At 40.5% G+C, this 15,293-nt stretch carries 15 protein-coding genes and 1 tRNA gene; 8 read left to right on the forward strand and 8 right to left on the reverse strand.

Translation table 11 applies throughout. The annotated features are described in order from the left end of the window. Nucleotides 1-40 precede the first annotated feature (40 nt). The 6 genes from ACO1QW_RS09160 to ACO1QW_RS09185 form a co-directional block, all read right to left on the reverse strand. Nucleotides 41-1,540: a trypsin-like peptidase domain-containing protein gene (locus ACO1QW_RS09160; protein WP_486257771.1), complete on the reverse strand. Its 1,500-nt coding sequence runs from the start codon at nt 1,538-1,540 to the stop codon at nt 41-43. Nucleotides 1,541-1,827: 287 nt separating this feature from the next. After that, on the reverse strand, nt 1,828-3,246 hold the full coding sequence (locus ACO1QW_RS09165; RefSeq protein WP_486257773.1) for a Glu/Leu/Phe/Val family dehydrogenase: 1,419 nt from the start codon (nt 3,244-3,246) through the stop codon (nt 1,828-1,830). Between the two features lie 32 nt (nt 3,247-3,278). Then, nucleotides 3,279-3,485 (reverse strand): CcmD family protein, encoded by a 207-nt coding sequence (locus ACO1QW_RS09170; protein ID WP_486257775.1) that lies wholly within the window; start codon nt 3,483-3,485, stop codon nt 3,279-3,281. Further along, a complete protein-coding gene (ccsA, locus tag ACO1QW_RS09175; protein ID WP_486257777.1) occupies nt 3,478-4,152 on the reverse strand; it encodes a cytochrome c biogenesis protein CcsA in 675 nt (224 codons plus the stop codon). Before ccsA ends, ACO1QW_RS09170 begins: the two co-directional genes overlap by 8 nt. An 89-nt stretch (nt 4,153-4,241) precedes the next feature. Further along, complete coding sequence (locus tag ACO1QW_RS09180; protein ID WP_486257779.1) at nt 4,242-4,904, reverse strand: heme exporter protein CcmB; 663 nt, start codon at nt 4,902-4,904, stop codon at nt 4,242-4,244. A gap of 23 nt (nt 4,905-4,927) precedes the next feature. After that, nucleotides 4,928-5,491: a thymidine kinase gene (locus ACO1QW_RS09185; protein ID WP_486257781.1), complete on the reverse strand. Its 564-nt coding sequence runs from the start codon at nt 5,489-5,491 to the stop codon at nt 4,928-4,930. Between the two features lie 73 nt (nt 5,492-5,564). On the opposite strand from ACO1QW_RS09185, the gene ACO1QW_RS09190 reads away from it, so the two are divergent. After that, on the forward strand, nt 5,565-6,371 hold the full coding sequence (locus ACO1QW_RS09190) for a hypothetical protein (RefSeq protein WP_486257782.1): 807 nt from the start codon (nt 5,565-5,567) through the stop codon (nt 6,369-6,371). Here the strand turns inward: ACO1QW_RS09190 and ACO1QW_RS09195 are convergent. Further along, nucleotides 6,341-7,588, reverse strand: coding sequence for a 3-deoxy-D-manno-octulosonic acid transferase (locus ACO1QW_RS09195; RefSeq protein ID WP_486257784.1), 1,248 nt, complete (start codon nt 7,586-7,588; stop codon nt 6,341-6,343). The two genes, ACO1QW_RS09190 and ACO1QW_RS09195, sit on opposite strands and share 31 nt — an antisense overlap. Before the next feature lie 117 nt (nt 7,589-7,705). On the opposite strand from ACO1QW_RS09195, the gene ACO1QW_RS09200 reads away from it, so the two are divergent. The 7 genes from ACO1QW_RS09200 (at nt 7,706) to rfbD (ending at nt 15,152) form a co-directional block, all read left to right on the forward strand. Continuing rightward, a complete protein-coding gene (locus ACO1QW_RS09200; RefSeq protein WP_486257786.1) occupies nt 7,706-8,857 on the forward strand; it encodes a DegT/DnrJ/EryC1/StrS family aminotransferase in 1,152 nt (383 codons plus the stop codon). A gap of 14 nt (nt 8,858-8,871) precedes the next feature. Continuing rightward, a complete protein-coding gene (locus tag ACO1QW_RS09205) occupies nt 8,872-10,182 on the forward strand; it encodes a UDP-glucose dehydrogenase family protein (protein ID WP_486257787.1) in 1,311 nt (436 codons plus the stop codon). 31 nt (nt 10,183-10,213) lie between these two features. Then, nucleotides 10,214-11,197: a UDP-glucuronic acid decarboxylase family protein gene (locus tag ACO1QW_RS09210; RefSeq protein ID WP_486257788.1), complete on the forward strand. Its 984-nt coding sequence runs from the start codon at nt 10,214-10,216 to the stop codon at nt 11,195-11,197. A gap of 90 nt (nt 11,198-11,287) precedes the next feature. After that, nucleotides 11,288-12,577: a nucleotide sugar dehydrogenase gene (locus ACO1QW_RS09215; protein WP_486257790.1), complete on the forward strand. Its 1,290-nt coding sequence runs from the start codon at nt 11,288-11,290 to the stop codon at nt 12,575-12,577. Next, nucleotides 12,577-13,641 (forward strand): dTDP-glucose 4,6-dehydratase, encoded by a 1,065-nt coding sequence (rfbB, locus tag ACO1QW_RS09220; RefSeq protein WP_486257792.1) that lies wholly within the window; start codon nt 12,577-12,579, stop codon nt 13,639-13,641. The genes ACO1QW_RS09215 and rfbB overlap by 1 nt, the downstream gene beginning before the upstream one ends. Before the next feature lie 77 nt (nt 13,642-13,718). Next, nucleotides 13,719-14,273 carry a dTDP-4-dehydrorhamnose 3,5-epimerase gene (gene rfbC / locus ACO1QW_RS09225; protein ID WP_486257793.1) on the forward strand — a complete coding sequence of 185 codons (555 nt, stop codon included), beginning with the start codon at nt 13,719-13,721 and terminating at the stop codon, nt 14,271-14,273. Between the two features lie 9 nt (nt 14,274-14,282). Continuing rightward, nucleotides 14,283-15,152: a dTDP-4-dehydrorhamnose reductase gene (gene rfbD / locus ACO1QW_RS09230; protein WP_486257795.1), complete on the forward strand. Its 870-nt coding sequence runs from the start codon at nt 14,283-14,285 to the stop codon at nt 15,150-15,152. 55 nt (nt 15,153-15,207) lie between these two features. Here rfbD and ACO1QW_RS09235 read toward each other — a convergent pair. Beyond that, nucleotides 15,208-15,278, reverse strand: a tRNA-Gln gene (locus ACO1QW_RS09235). Nucleotides 15,279-15,293: the final 15 nt, after the last annotated feature.

The raw sequence follows: 15,293 nt of genomic DNA on the forward strand, positions 1-15,293 counted from the left end.
TAAAGCGAGGGATTTTTTTTATTGTGAGTTTTCCGTTTAATTAGGGCTCATTACGCAAATCATTAATTGCGTATTGGTATACACCTTCATATCCAGGATAAATACCTTCAATAATGATACTGTTTCCTGCATTGGCAATTGCATTTTTAAGATCATCGATTGACTTTACAGCTTTACCACCTGCACGAACAATGATAAATCCTTTTTTGATTGTTGTTTGATCTGCTAGCAAACCATCACTTAACGTTTGTATCACAACGCCGCCTTCAACGCCGTATTCTTTCGCCTTCTTAGCATCCAGTGTTACTAACTCTGCACCGAGACGATCTACTGCAGAAGTTTTCACGATTTCCGTATTACCACTGCTATTTTTCAATGTAAGTACTGCAGTACCTTCTTTACCATTACGGATGTAGGTAACATTTATTTTTTGTCCCGGACGATAACTGGCAACTGTACCAGTTAATTCATACCAGGTATCAACGGTTTTGTTATCCAGCTTAATGATCTTGTCACCTTTCTTTAAACCAGCATCTTCAGCAGCACTATTGCTCATTACTTCACCTACAACAACACCATCACCTTCTTTAATTTGTGAATCGGTATTTTCATCAGCATTTGCTTCAGGACGAATACCAAGGAAGGCACGTTGTACTGTACCGAATTTGATTAAATCGTCAACAACTTTCTTTACGATGTTTACAGGAATAGCATAAGAATAACCTGCGTATGTTCCGGTAGGTGATGCAATGGCAGCGTTAATACCAATTAATTGGCCGCTTGTATTTACCAACGCACCACCACTGTTGCCTTGGTTTACTGCAGCATCGGTTTGAATAAAACTTTCAACCACATTTGCATTACGGCCTGCTTTACGTTGATTAATTCCCAGGAAACGATACTTTGCACTAACGATACCTGCAGTAACAGTAGTTTCCAATGTTAATGGATAACCAACCGCTAATACCCACTGGCCAAGTTTCACTTCATCGGAATTTCCATAGAGTAAGTAAGGAAAGCCACTACCTTCAATTTTTACAACAGCAAGATCAGTGTTTGCATCGGTGGCAATTACTTTTGCTTTATACTGTTTTTTGTTATGGAGTGTAACAGTTACTTCATCGGCGCCATCAACCACGTGATTGTTTGTTACAATATATCCATCAGCAGAAATAAATACACCACTTCCACTTGCCATTTGCGGACGGTTACTTTGAGGACCTCCAAAGAAGTCATCAAAAAATTCATCACCGAAAATATCACCAAACGGGCTGCGGCGTTTTGTAGTGTTGTTTGTTTGCGTTGGATTTGTTTTCGTTTTAATATGCACTACACCTGCAACAGTAGAATTAGCTGCTGCTTCAAAATCGACAGCACCCGGTGCCCCATCACCATCAAAAAAACCTGCATAGTTAGCGGGTAATTGTCCTTGACTTTGGGCGACCGTATTGCTCTTAGAGAGTTTTGCATAGAGGAAAACACTTGCGAGAGCTGTAACGGCACTCACAAGCACGGTTACTAAAATGTGTTTCGCTTTCATGTTTATGTTCGTTTTTTTATGTTAGGGATCAAAGGATGTGCCTTTCACTTTGTAAAATAACAAAGCTGCCAGCATTTCAGAACTACCACGAAGCCACATTTAACAAACAGTTATGAAGGCCTTCGTAGTTCATGCTAAAGTTACAGATTTCTCAATGACAAACTTGTAGTGCACCTGTCAATACTCATGTCAACGCTTACTAACAATATTGCCTTTCTAAAAAGTAAAAGCATAAAAAAAATCCCGCTGCGGATGCAACGGGATGGGTAATAAGCAATTGGTTTATGTTAGGGGAAAATGCCTAACTCAACATAGCTTGTAGCTACTTTGTTGATGGCAACTACATAAGCAGCAGTACGCATGTCTGGTATTGCAGGATTTTGTTTCCAGCAATCCATCACTTCATTTACAGCTGTGATCATAGTTTCTTCAAGTCCACTATAAACTAGGTCCACTTCATCGGGTCCATGTGTAATGATATCTCTGTGTTCTTTCTTTACTTTTTTACCACTCAGGAATTCCATCTGGCCAAGAATGTTTGTGTTCAGATTTTCGGTAAAACGCTTTTCCAAACGGCCATAACGAACATGACTGAGGTTTTTCAACCATTCGAAATAAGATACAGTTACACCACCAGCATTCAGGAACATATCAGGCACAACTAACACGCCTTTTGATGCAAATACTTCATCAGCATCAGGAGTCAAAGGTCCGTTGGCAGCTTCGCCAATGATCTTTGCTTTTATGCGGGGCGCATTTTCGCCATTGATCACGTTTTCCAATGCTGCAGGAATAAGAATATCGCATTCCAGTTCCAGTGCATCAGTATTTTTTTCGCAGTTTGTTGCTCCGGGAAAATTAAGAATGGATTTGCTTTCCTGGCGATGTTTAAATACTGCATCGATATCCAAACCATCGTAATTATAAATACTGCCTTCATATTCAGCTAAGGCAACAATGATAGCGCCTTCCTGCTGAAAAAACTTTGCAGAATGATAACCTACATTTCCCAATCCCTGTACAATTACACGCTTTCCTTTAATGCCTGTTTCCAAACCAAGTTTCGACATGACATCTTCCATCATACAAACTTCACGAATGCCATAAAACACTCCCAGGCCTGTAGCTTCACGACGGCCTCTTACACCACCTTGTGAAACTGGCTTACCTGTCACACAACCTGCAGCATCAATTTCGCCGGGGCGGAGAGATGCATAAGTATCAACGATCCAGGCCATTTCACGTTCGCCTGTTCCATAGTCGGGAGCGGGAACATCAATGCCAGGGCCAATAAAATTTTTCTTTACTAACTCAGATGTGTAGCGACGTGTAATTTTCTCCAGTTCGTAGGGCGACCTGTTACGTGGGCTTATTTTAATACCACCTTTCGCACCTCCGAAGGGAACGTTTACAATTGCACATTTATAAGTCATTAAGGCAGCGAGTGCCATCACCTCATCCTGGTTTACTTCCATTGAAAAACGGATACCGCCTTTACAAGGTGTTTTGTGTTGAGAGTGCTGCACACGATAAGCTTCTACCACTTCAATGCTGCCATCGTCCATTTTCACTGGGAAGCGCATTTGGTAAACACTGTTACATTGTTTGATCTGTTCAAGGATACCTTTATCCCATTTTGTAAAGCCGGCCGCTTTATCGAAGCTCTGTTCCACTGCTCCAAAAAAGCTGTAATTCGTAGTTGACATACAATCGTTTTTAAAATTTAATATAGCAAAGATTAATCGTTCTTTTTTTCAAGTGCTGCTACTTTACGATCGATCATAACAAGGTATATGATCAAACCAACAAGCACGGTAAGGCATACTGTCATTACAACATAAATTTTACCGTTTTTTTCCATGGCACCACCCTCATCATTTACCTGTGCCGTAGCGATTAGTGTAATGGATAGAAAGGACAATAGGAGGGATAAAAATTTACGCATTGATCCAGTTTTTTTCTTTGATTTTAGAAATACGGATGAGCAGGGTAGTCATCCAAACACCTAATAACGTCCAGCCAATTACTGCAGGCCAAAACACCATTCGCATAGCCGGGTCGAGATCCTGGCCATTCATAGCAGGATTACCTTCTACGCCTTGTCCACCTGGGTGCAACGATTGAACTAATCGAGGTAACACCATAATAAGCGGAACATAAATAAAATAAGCAAAGATGTTGTAAACACTACTTACCCTTGCACGCTTATCCATATCGGGCATGGAATTACGCAATACAAAGTAGGCGAGGTAAATTAATAAAGCGATAGCAACCGCAATTTGCTTCGGATCGTTACTCCACGGTTCGCCCCAGGTAAAATTTGCCCAGATAGCACCAGTCACTAAACCAAGAAGACCGAAAATAATGCCGGTACGGGCATACTCACGAGCTTTAATATCGTCGGCAAGATTTCCGCTGCGCAAATACCGGATCGAAAAGATCATTGAAACCAGCAAAAGAATCATTTGACCGAACCACATCGGCACATGGAAAAATAAGTTGCGGATGGTTTGATAGAGATTACCGATGATAGGAACTTGAATGAGGAAGCCTGCGGTAAATGTGTAGAACAGGAGCAGAACTGCTAATATCTTCCACCAGGATTTTTGCATATGCTTGTTTAATCATTTCCCGAATTACATATCCTCACATTAACTTACAACCCTTCGTTTTCGGTGCGGCAAAGTTAGGGTGTTGAGCCTTAATCTTTCCATAAAAAAGGGAATAAAATCAGGCTGAGGATCATCACCAGCACATCTAATCCGCTTAATAACAGAACCATTTGCGTTAACGCACCTTCATTAAATATTTCGCCGAATGCAGATTTTGAAATTTTCACGAGTAGTAAAAGTTGTGGAATGATGAGCGGAAAACCAAGGATGGCCATAAGTGCTGCATTTTGATTAGCCCTTGCGGCAATTGCCGCCAGCAATGTAAATACGAGACTTATACTGATGCCACCTAAAACCGTAATACCTAAAAAAGGAATTGTTTTAGCGAAGGGTGCTCCAAGAAAAAAACTGAACAGTAACAAGCTTAGTAAACTCATTACCAACATGAGTAGTACATTATAAATGAGCTTGGCTAAAATAAAATCAAGTGCTCCAGCAATGCTGTAATAATACAGCATACGACCCCGACTTTCCTGCAAAAAGCTTTTGGCAACGGCGTTAATACATATAAACAATAAGTTCATCCAGAACAATCCGTTCCATGCAGTTGCTTCGGGTTGCCCCATTGCCAGGTACAAAACAAAAATGGTACTGGCGATATAAAGTAAAATGCCGTAAAACGTGTACTGCTGCCTTATTTCAAGCAGCAGATCTTTCTTAAACAGTGCGTATATTTTGTTTGTTGAAGCCAAGCTTGCAGATTTATAAGTTGATGTTAAAGATGATAGCAATGCCTGCATCTCGGTTCATATTTATCTTTTTCGCCCAACACTACTTGCCCACCTTCGCTTGAAGTTCGGTATGAGTAATTGGCAATATTGCCGCACACAACGCAGATGGCATGTAGCTTTGTGATGTAATCGGCAACAGCTAAAAGGTTGGGCATTTGTCCGAATGGTTGCGCCTTATAATCCATATCGAGCCCTGCAACAATTACACGTGCACCACGTAGAGCCAGCTGCTCGCACACATTAGTAATTTCAGGATCAAAAAATTGGGCTTCATCAATACCGATCACTTCAACATCCTGAGCCAGCAAAAGTATTTTTTGTGAATTATCGATGGGTGTAGATTGAATAGCATTCTCATCGTGCGAAACAATTTTTACATCGTCATAACGGACATCAACAGCCGGTTTAAATATTTCTACTTTCAGATTGGCGATGCGTGCACGCTTTAACCGCCGTATAAGTTCTTCTGTTTTTCCGCTAAACATGGAGCCGCAGATCACTTCAATCCAGCCTCTCCGGTCGCCTTTAATATTCGGTTCAATAAACATTATCAATATTTTATGCCAAACTGTTTGTAACTTAACCGCAAATTTCCAATACCGCCAAAAGTAAGCACTATTCATGGAACGAATTGCTTCTCTTATTGAACAATTACAGCAAGCCCTTCAGCGAAATGCCGATGCATCGCAAATGCTGATCCTTACCAACATGCTCCGTGCAGAATTGGAACAGGCAACTCAACAAAAACAAGAAAGCCTTGGTACCAACCGTGTAGCAGTAGTGTTACCTGCGTCAAGGGGCACAATACAAACTTCCGCAACCATGCCTGCTGTTGCAACTAAACTTGTTCCTCCAACAATTGTAAAAGTGGAAGAGAAGCCCGTTGAGAAAATAGTAGAAGTATTGCAGGTTGATGAAAGTGAAGTAGAAGCTGAGTTGGAAGAGATTCGCCAGAAAGCAGAATTTGCAAAAAAAGTAGAAGCACAGCAACATCAAAATAAACCCGTTTTATTGTTTGATGAAGAACCCGAAGTTCCCACACTTGTTCACCAGCCGAATTATGTTGAACCGAAAAAGCCCGAACAAAATTCTAAAGAGGTAAATGAACTGGCAAACGGCAGACAATTATCATTGAACGATCAGTTAGGCGAACAGAAAACAGAAGTGGGACATCGGTTAACAGAAGGTGCATCAATAAAAGATCTGAAGAAAGCTATAGGCATTAACGATCGCTTTGTTTTCATTAATGAATTATTCCGTGGCGATGAGGTGATGTACGAACGCAGCATCAAGACCATCAATAACTTTTCTATTTATCCCGAAGCACAATACTGGATGGAACGTGAATTGAAAATTAAACTAGGTTGGGATAATGATCGTCCGGCAACGCAAGAGTTTTATGCGTTGGTAAAAAGACGTTTCTCCTGAATCCATTCAAGAATTAAAGCAGTGGCGCCGGCATTTTCTTTTACGTAATTTTCTGCAATAGCACTCGCTTCTTTTATTTTGAGTGAAAGCATTACCCGTTCGAGTTCGGCTGCATTATTTATTGTGAAACTTCCGCCCATTTTTTTCAAATCAACGCTTTCTTTAAATTTTTCGAAGTTCGGTCCGGTTATGACTGGCTTACCATAAACCGCAGCTTCCAAAATATTATGATGACCGCTTTTATTGAAACCACCACCTATATAACAAACAGCAGCATATTTGTAAATACGTGAGAGATAGCCGATGTTATCAATGAGTAAGCAGTTATGAGTTATGGGTTGTGGGTTACGAGTAGAAAGCTCCGAAAAAGAAATTGCGTTCGGAAATAAACTTTTTAAGCGATTGATATTTTCAGCTTTTATTTCATGCGGTGCAATAATGAGTTTGTAATTAGGATTTGTCTTCGTCCATTCTGCAAGAATTGTTTCATCTTCGGCCCAGGTGCTACCCGCCACCAATACGAGGTCGGTTCCGCAGAAAGTATTAACAATTTCAACCGGCTGCCATTGCTCAGCAGCAGTAATCACACGATCAAAACGGGTATCACCTGCAACAGTTGTTTTATCGCCCAACCCAATTCTATCTAACAACTCTTTGGATGCTTCATTTTGTACGAAGAGTTGAGAAAAGTTTTGCAGCATGTTTCTGTTAAAGCCTCCCCACCATTGAAAAAATGGTTGCGATGGACGAAAGATGCCCGAGACTAAAATCGTTTCGATTTTCCTGTTCTTAAGTTCAGTTAGGTAGTAGTGCCAAAACTCATACTTTACAAAAATGGACAGCTGGGGTTGTACAAGGTTGAGAAAATCCTTTGCATTAGCCGCTCCATCCATCGGCAGGTACATCACATGATCGGCACCTTTGTAATTCTTTCTTACTTCGTAGCCGGAAGGTGAGAAGAAGGTTAAAAGGATTTTGGAATCTGGATATTGGATTTTGATCTCTTCTAACACTGGTCGACCTTGTTCAAACTCTCCAAGCGATGCGCAATGCATCCAAACCACTTTATCGTTGGGGTTAGGTTGCCAATTTTGTTGCAGTTGCTCTTGCCAGTTTTGGCGACCATCGACCCATTTACGGGCTTTTAGATTCCAGCCGGCTGCCAGACTTATGGCCGTTTTATAAGCAACACGAAATAAATTGTAGAAGAATATCATGCGCCACAAATCTAAGCGGAATGAAATGGATAGTAAAAACTTAACGTATTACGTTGGTTGTAAGCCGCCAAACGCCTTTTTTGCCGTACTTTCGCCAGCGTTTAAACAAGCTTATTTATGAGGCCTATTCAGATGGTTGACCTTAAGCAGCAATATCTTGCAATTAAGCAAGAGGTGGATGCTGCGGTTTTAGATGTGCTCGACAGTTCTGCTTTTATAAATGGCAAACCTGTGCAGGAACTGGCAGCCGATCTCAGTCAATATCTCGGATCAAAACATACCATTCCCTGTGCCAACGGTACAGATGCATTGCAAATCGCCATGATGGCGCTCAACCTGCAACCAGGTGATGAAGTGATTACTGCTTCATTTACTTACATCGCCACAGTTGAAGTCGTGGCATTGCTCCGTTTAAAACCTGTGTTTGTGGAAGTAGATCCCCAAACATTTTGTATCGACCCCAATGCGATACGGAAAGCGATCACGCCAAAAACAAAAGCAATTGTTCCCGTTCATTTGTACGGGCACGCTGCCAACATGGATGAGATCATGAAAATTGCTGCAGAACATAACCTGTACGTCATTGAAGATAACGCACAGGCAATTGGAGCTGATTATACGTTTCCTGATGGAACAAAAAAGAAAACGGGATCTATTGGAACGATTGGTTGCACATCATTCTTCCCTTCAAAAAACTTAGGATGTTATGGCGATGGTGGTGCAATGTTCACCAACGATGATGCATTGGCAGAACAATTAAAGATGGTGGCAAATCACGGACAGAAGGTGCGCTACTATCATGAAGTGGTTGGTTGCAACTCTCGCCTTGATACATTGCAGGCAGCTGTGTTAAAGATAAAATTGAAGAAGCTGGATGAATATATTGCTGCACGTCGCAAGGCTGCAGATTATTATGATGCTGCATTTGCGGGTCATAAAAACATCACCACTCCTTATCGTGCTCAATACAGTAATCATGTGTTCCATCAATACACATTAACGCTCGATGGGTTTGAAAATGTCGCAGATGTAAGAAATGGATTGAATGCTTTCTTAGCCGAGCAAAAAATTCCATCTATGATCTATTATCCTGTGCCGGCACATCGTCAGCAAATGTTTGCATCATTTGGTGGCGCAGATTTTGATTTACCGATCACCGATTGGTTAACCGATCGTGTCATATCCTTGCCCATGCATACCGAACTGGAAGAAGAACAATTAGATTTTATTACAAGCAAAGTGTTAGAATACCTTAATTCAAAATCATAAACGGAAATTAACAGATGAAAATCGCAGTAGTAGGAACAGGCTATGTAGGTCTTGTTACAGGAACTTGTTTTGCAGAAACGGGCAACCAGGTTACCTGTGTTGATATTGATAAGAGCAAAGTTGATAAGTTATCGAACGGGCAGATCACTATTTATGAACCAGGTCTGGAAAAAATATTTCTCCGTAATCTGAAAGAAGATCGTTTACATTTCACAACTAACCTTTCTGAAGGCGTAAAAGATGCCGCCATTATATTTCTTGCATTGCCAACGCCTCCTGGTGAGGATGGCAGTGCCGACCTGAAATACATTTTAGGTGTGGCAGATGACCTCGGAAAAATTCTTACCGATTATAAAGTTATTGTTGATAAAAGTACAGTGCCTGTTGGTACTGCAGATAAAGTACAGGCTGCTATTGCCAAAAACTATAAAGGTGAATTTGCTGTAGTAAGCAACCCGGAGTTTTTGCGTGAAGGTGTGGCGGTAGATGATTTCATGAAACCTGATCGTGTGGTTGTGGGTACAAGCGATGAGCGTGCAAAGAAAGTGATGACTGAATTATATGCACCATTTGTACGAAGCGGTAACCCTGTAATTTTTATGGATGAGAAAAGCGCAGAGCTTACAAAATATGCAGCGAATTCTTTCTTAGCCGTGAAGATTTCCTTTATGAATGAAATTGCACGTTTATGCGAACGACTTGGCGCCGACGTTGATATGGTGCGTAAAGGCATTGGTAGTGATGAGCGAATTGGTAAACGTTTCCTTTTCCCTGGTATTGGTTATGGTGGAAGTTGTTTCCCCAAAGATGTACAAGCCTTGGTAAAGTCATCAAGTGAAGTTGAATATGACTTTGAAATACTGAATGCGGTGATGAAGGTGAACGAAGAACAAAAATTGTTCCTTATGCCCAAGATCAACGCTTATTTCAATAATGATCTGAAAGGAAAGCGTTTTGCATTGTGGGGATTGGCATTCAAACCAAACACTGATGACATTCGTGAAGCACCGGCTTTATATATGATCGATGCTTTAACAAATGCAGGAGCAACTGTACATGCTTACGACCCCGAAGCAATGCCGAATGTGAAGCAGATTGTGGGAGATAAAATTGATTTTGCAGAAGGACAATACGATGCATTGGAAAATGCAGACGCATTGATCATTGCAACTGAGTGGAGTGAATTCCGCACACCTGAGTTTGAAAAAATTTCTTCTATGCTGAAGAATAAGGTTGTGTTTGACGGACGCAATGTGTACGACAGGTCACAAATGAAAGAATTGGGGTTCTTCTATGAAAGCGTAGGTAGAGAAGCTGTGAAATAATTTAAAACAAACAATCGCATAACTAAATACAATGGATCGTAAACGTATTTTAATTACAGGTGCTGCTGGTTTTCTCGGTTCGCATTTATGCGACCGTGCAATTAAAGAAGGCTTTCATGTAATTGCAATGGATAACCTTATTACAGGTGACTTGAAAAATATTGAACACTTGTTCAAGCTCGAACAATTCGAGTTTCATCATCACGATATTACCAAATTCATACATATTTCGGGAAAGCTTGATTATATCCTGCACTTTGCATCACCTGCAAGCCCGATCGATTATTTAAAAATTCCGATCCAGACGTTGAAAGTGGGCGCTCATGGTACACATAACTGTTTGGGTTTAGCAAAAGCAAAAGGGGCCCGCATACTTGTTGCTTCTACATCAGAAGTATATGGCGATCCGTTGGTGCATCCGCAAACCGAAGAATATTGGGGAAATGTAAACCCTGTTGGTCCACGTGGGGTATACGATGAAGCAAAACGTTTCATGGAAAGTATTACGATGGCTTACAACCGTTTTCATGGTGTGCAGACAAGGATCATTCGGATCTTCAACACTTATGGTCCACGTATGCGACTCAACGATGGCCGTGCATTACCAGCATTCATCGGCCAGGCTTTGCGTGGAGAAGACTTGACTGTATTCGGTGATGGTAGCCAGACAAGGAGTTTCTGTTATGTGGATGACTTGGTAGAAGGTATTTATCGTTTGCTCATGAGCGATTATGATATGCCCGTGAACGTTGGTAACCCTACAGAAATCACTTTGAAAGAATTTGCAGAGGAAGTGATTAAGTTAACAGGCACATCACAGAAAATCATTTACAAGCCATTGCCGGTTGATGATCCTAAGCAACGTAAACCAGACATTACAAAAGCAAAAGAATTGCTTGGTTGGGAACCGAAAGTTGCAAGAGCAGAAGGTTTGAAAATTACCTACGAGTATTTTAAAAATCTTCCGAAAGAAGAGTGGAGCAAACAACCGAAAGAGTTTGTGAGCATGAAATAGTGAATGATGAGTTGTGAATGATGAATGAAGAAGTTAATGCATTCAGCGAAATAATATCAGACATCCTAAATCAGAAATCATACATTGGAAATGTATCAATCGTTAATCAATAAAGAAAAAAAAGTAGCCGTAGTTGGTTTAGGTTATGTGGGTTTGCCGTTGGCGTTAGAATTAGCCGCACACATGGATGTAATTGGTTTCGACATCAACAGCAAACGCATTGCAATGATGCAACGCAACGAAGATCCCAGCAAGGAGGTCGATGCTGAAATGTTTGCAGGAAGGAGCATTGTTTTTACCGACGATGTGAATGTATTGAAAGAAGCTTCTTTTTATATCGTAACCGTTCCAACTCCTGTTGATGATCACAAAGTGCCCGATCTTACACCATTGGAGAAAGCAAGTGAAACTGTAGGTAAGGTGTTGAAGAAAGGTGATTATGTGATCTATGAAAGTACCACCTATCCCGGCTGCACAGAAGATGACTGTATGCCGATACTGGAACAATTCTCTGGATTGAAAGGAAAAGTTGATTTTAAACTTGGTTATTCACCGGAACGCATTAACCCAGGAGATAAACATCATACGTTAAGCAATACGGTTAAGATCGTTTCAGGTTGCAGCGATGAATCACTTAAAGAAATTGCAGCGGTGTATGAAAGTGTGGTGAAAGTTGGGGTGCATCGTGCGCCAAATATTAAAGTAGCAGAAGCAGGAAAGATCATTGAAAATGCACAGCGTGATCTGAATATTTCATTGATGAATGAACTGTCGATCATCTTCGATCGCATTGGCATTAACACATTTGATGTGGTAGAAGCAGCAGGAACAAAGTGGAACTTTCATAAATACACACCGGGATTGGTTGGTGGTCATTGTATTGGTGTTGATCCTTATTATTTAACGTATAAAGCGCAACAGCTAGGTTACAATTCAAAAGTTATTGCCAGCGGTCGTTTTGTAAATGATGAGATGCCTCGTTATGTAGCGAAAAAAATCATTCAGCATATTATTAAAAATGCGCCTAATGCGGCCAATGCAAAAGTGTTAGTGCTTGGCGCTACGTTTAAAGAAAATGTTTCCGATATCCGCAATTCGAAAGTGGCGGATATGGTGAAAGAACTATTAGAGTATAATGTTGCTGTTGATTTTGTTGATCCGCATGCTGATGCAGCTGAAGTAAAACACGAGTATGGTTTAACTATTGCTCCTGTAATCGGCACCGACTACGATGCAATTGTTTTGGCAGTGGCTCACAATCCTTACAAAGATTTTTCAGAAGAATATCTTTTATCCATTGCCAATGAGAAGGCGTTGTTTGCTGATTTAAAAGGTATTTACCGCAATAAAATTTCTAAACTGAAATACTGGAGTTTATAATGAGCACATACGATAAAACAATATTGGTAACAGGTGGTGCTGGGTTTATCGGCAGTCATGTTATTCGGCTGTTTGTAAACAAATATCCCAACTACAAAATTGTAAATGGCGATGCATTGACCTATGCAGGTAATTTGGAGAATTTAAAAGATGTTGAGGGTAACGCAAATTATGAATTTGCAAAAGTTGATATAACAGATGAAACAAGGGTAGAAGAATTATTCAATCAATATCATTTTGATGCGGTGATTCACCTGGCAGCAGAAAGTCATGTGGACCGCAGTATCCTCGATCCTTTAGCGTTTGTAAAAACAAACGTGCTGGGTACGGCGATTTTACTCAATGCATGCCGTAAGCATTGGAATGGTAAGTATGAAGGCAAACTGTTCTATCATGTATCAACTGATGAAGTATATGGTTCATTAGGTGAAACAGGATTCTTCACTGAAGAAACTCCTTACGATCCACATTCACCATACTCTGCATCAAAAGCAGCATCTGATCATTTCGTGATGGCTTACCATGATACCTATGGTTTGCCAATTGTAATGAGCAACTGTAGTAACAACTATGGTTCACATCATTTCCCTGAAAAGCTGATCCCGTTAATGATTAACAATATCAAAAACAATAAACCATTGCCAGTGTATGGTAAAGGTGAAAATGTGCGTGACTGGTTATTTGTAGAAGACCATGCCAGAGCGATTGATACTATTTTCCATAACGGCAAACAAGGCCAGAGTTACAATGTGGGCGGTTTTAACGAATGGAAAAATATTGACCTGGTTCATTTGCTTTGCAGCATCATGGATAAAAAACTTGGCCGTGCAGAAGGAGAAAGCGCAAAACTCATTACCTATGTAAAAGACCGTGCCGGTCATGATTTGCGTTATGCCATTGATGCAACCAAACTCAACAAAGAATTAGGCTGGAGCCCTTCGTTGCAATTTGAAGAAGGTTTAGAAAAAACGGTGGAGTGGTATTTAAGCAATGAAGAATGGATCAACCATGTAACAAGTGGCGATTACCAGAATTACTATGATGCGCAATATGAGAAGAGGTAAATAATAATGTCTGATGTCGGATGTCTGATTTGTGATTTAAATCCTACATCCTACATCATAAATACTACATCAGTTTTATGGCTTTTTTACAAACAGGATTCCCCGGGCTAGTAGTAGTTGAACCAAATGTATTTGGTGATGAGCGGGGTTATTTCTTTGAATCGTACAATCAACAAGCTTTCGAGAAAGAAGGACTTTTTAATAATTGGGTGCAGGATAATCAATCGAGTTCAACCTATGGTGTGATTCGTGGATTGCATTTTCAAAAAGGAGAATATGCTCAAGCAAAACTGGTGCGTTGTTTAAGTGGAAGAATATTGGATGTGGTAGTGGATCTGCGTAAAGATTCTCCAACGTTTAAAAAAGTATATGCAGTTGAGTTGACATCAGAAAAGAAAAATGCATTATTGGTGCCCCGTGGCTTTGCACATGGATTTTCTGTGTTGAGTGAAACGGCTGAGGTTTTTTATAAGTGTGATAATTTTTATAATAAACAAAGCGAAGGTGGCTTAATCTATAACGACAAAGATTTAAATATTGATTGGAGAATAGAAGCCAGTAAAGAAATTGTTTCAGGTAAGGATCAATTGAATGCTGCATGGGCTGAGCTTGGAGAAGACAGCTTTTTTTAACTGATGAATATGGAAAAGCCGGTTATACTTGTTACAGGCAGTAATGGTCAGCTCGGAAAAGAGTTGCAACAACTTGCAGATGCATATCCGCAGTATCGTTTCGTGTTTGCATCTCGTGAAGATTTGAAGTTGGAAGTTTTTGGTTTAGTTGAAAATTTCTTCCTAGCAATCAAACCTAAATATTGTATTAATTGCGCTGCCTACACAGCCGTTGATAAAGCGGAAAGTGAAGAGGATCTGGTCATGCTTGTGAATGCTGAAGCAGTTGGCAACCTTGCAGAGGTTTGCAAAAAATATCAGACAAAGTTCATACACATTTCTACCGATTATGTGTTTGACGGTGAAAGTGAAACGCCTTACAAAGAAGATGACATCACAGGTCCTATCAATACCTATGGTCGTTCAAAATTATTAGGCGAACAGTTGTGTATGAAAGAAAATGCTGATGCTATCATTATTCGCACAGCATGGGTGTATTCTTCATTCGGTAACAATTTTGTGAAGACGATGATGCGGTTGATGAATGAGCGGAATGAATTAAATGTTGTGGCTGATCAAATTGGTTCGCCAACTTACGCTGCTGATCTGGCTAAGGCAATTCTCGATATTATTTCTACCGGTAAATGGGAGAGTGGCATTTATCATTACAGCAACGAAGGGAAGATAAGCTGGCATGAGTTTGCGTTGGCGATCAAGGAAATTACAGGCAGCAAAGCAGTTGTGCATCCTATTGAAACTGCTCAGTATCCCACCCCTGCAAAACGTCCGCACTTCTCATTACTGAATAAATCAAAGATCAAAACAACATATGTTATTGCTGTTCCGGATTGGAAAGTAAGTTTAGAACGCTGTATTGATATGTTGCAGGAAAGTAAATAAAGACGACGCAGACAGCTATTAAATCAAAAACCCTCCACATTGTGGAGGGTTTTTGTTGGCCTACCTGGATTCGAACCAAGACAAACAGAACCAAAATCTGTCGTACTACCATTATACTATAGGCCAATCTCCCTTGCGGGG

It is taken from the genome of Lacibacter sp. (genome assembly GCF_057361365.1).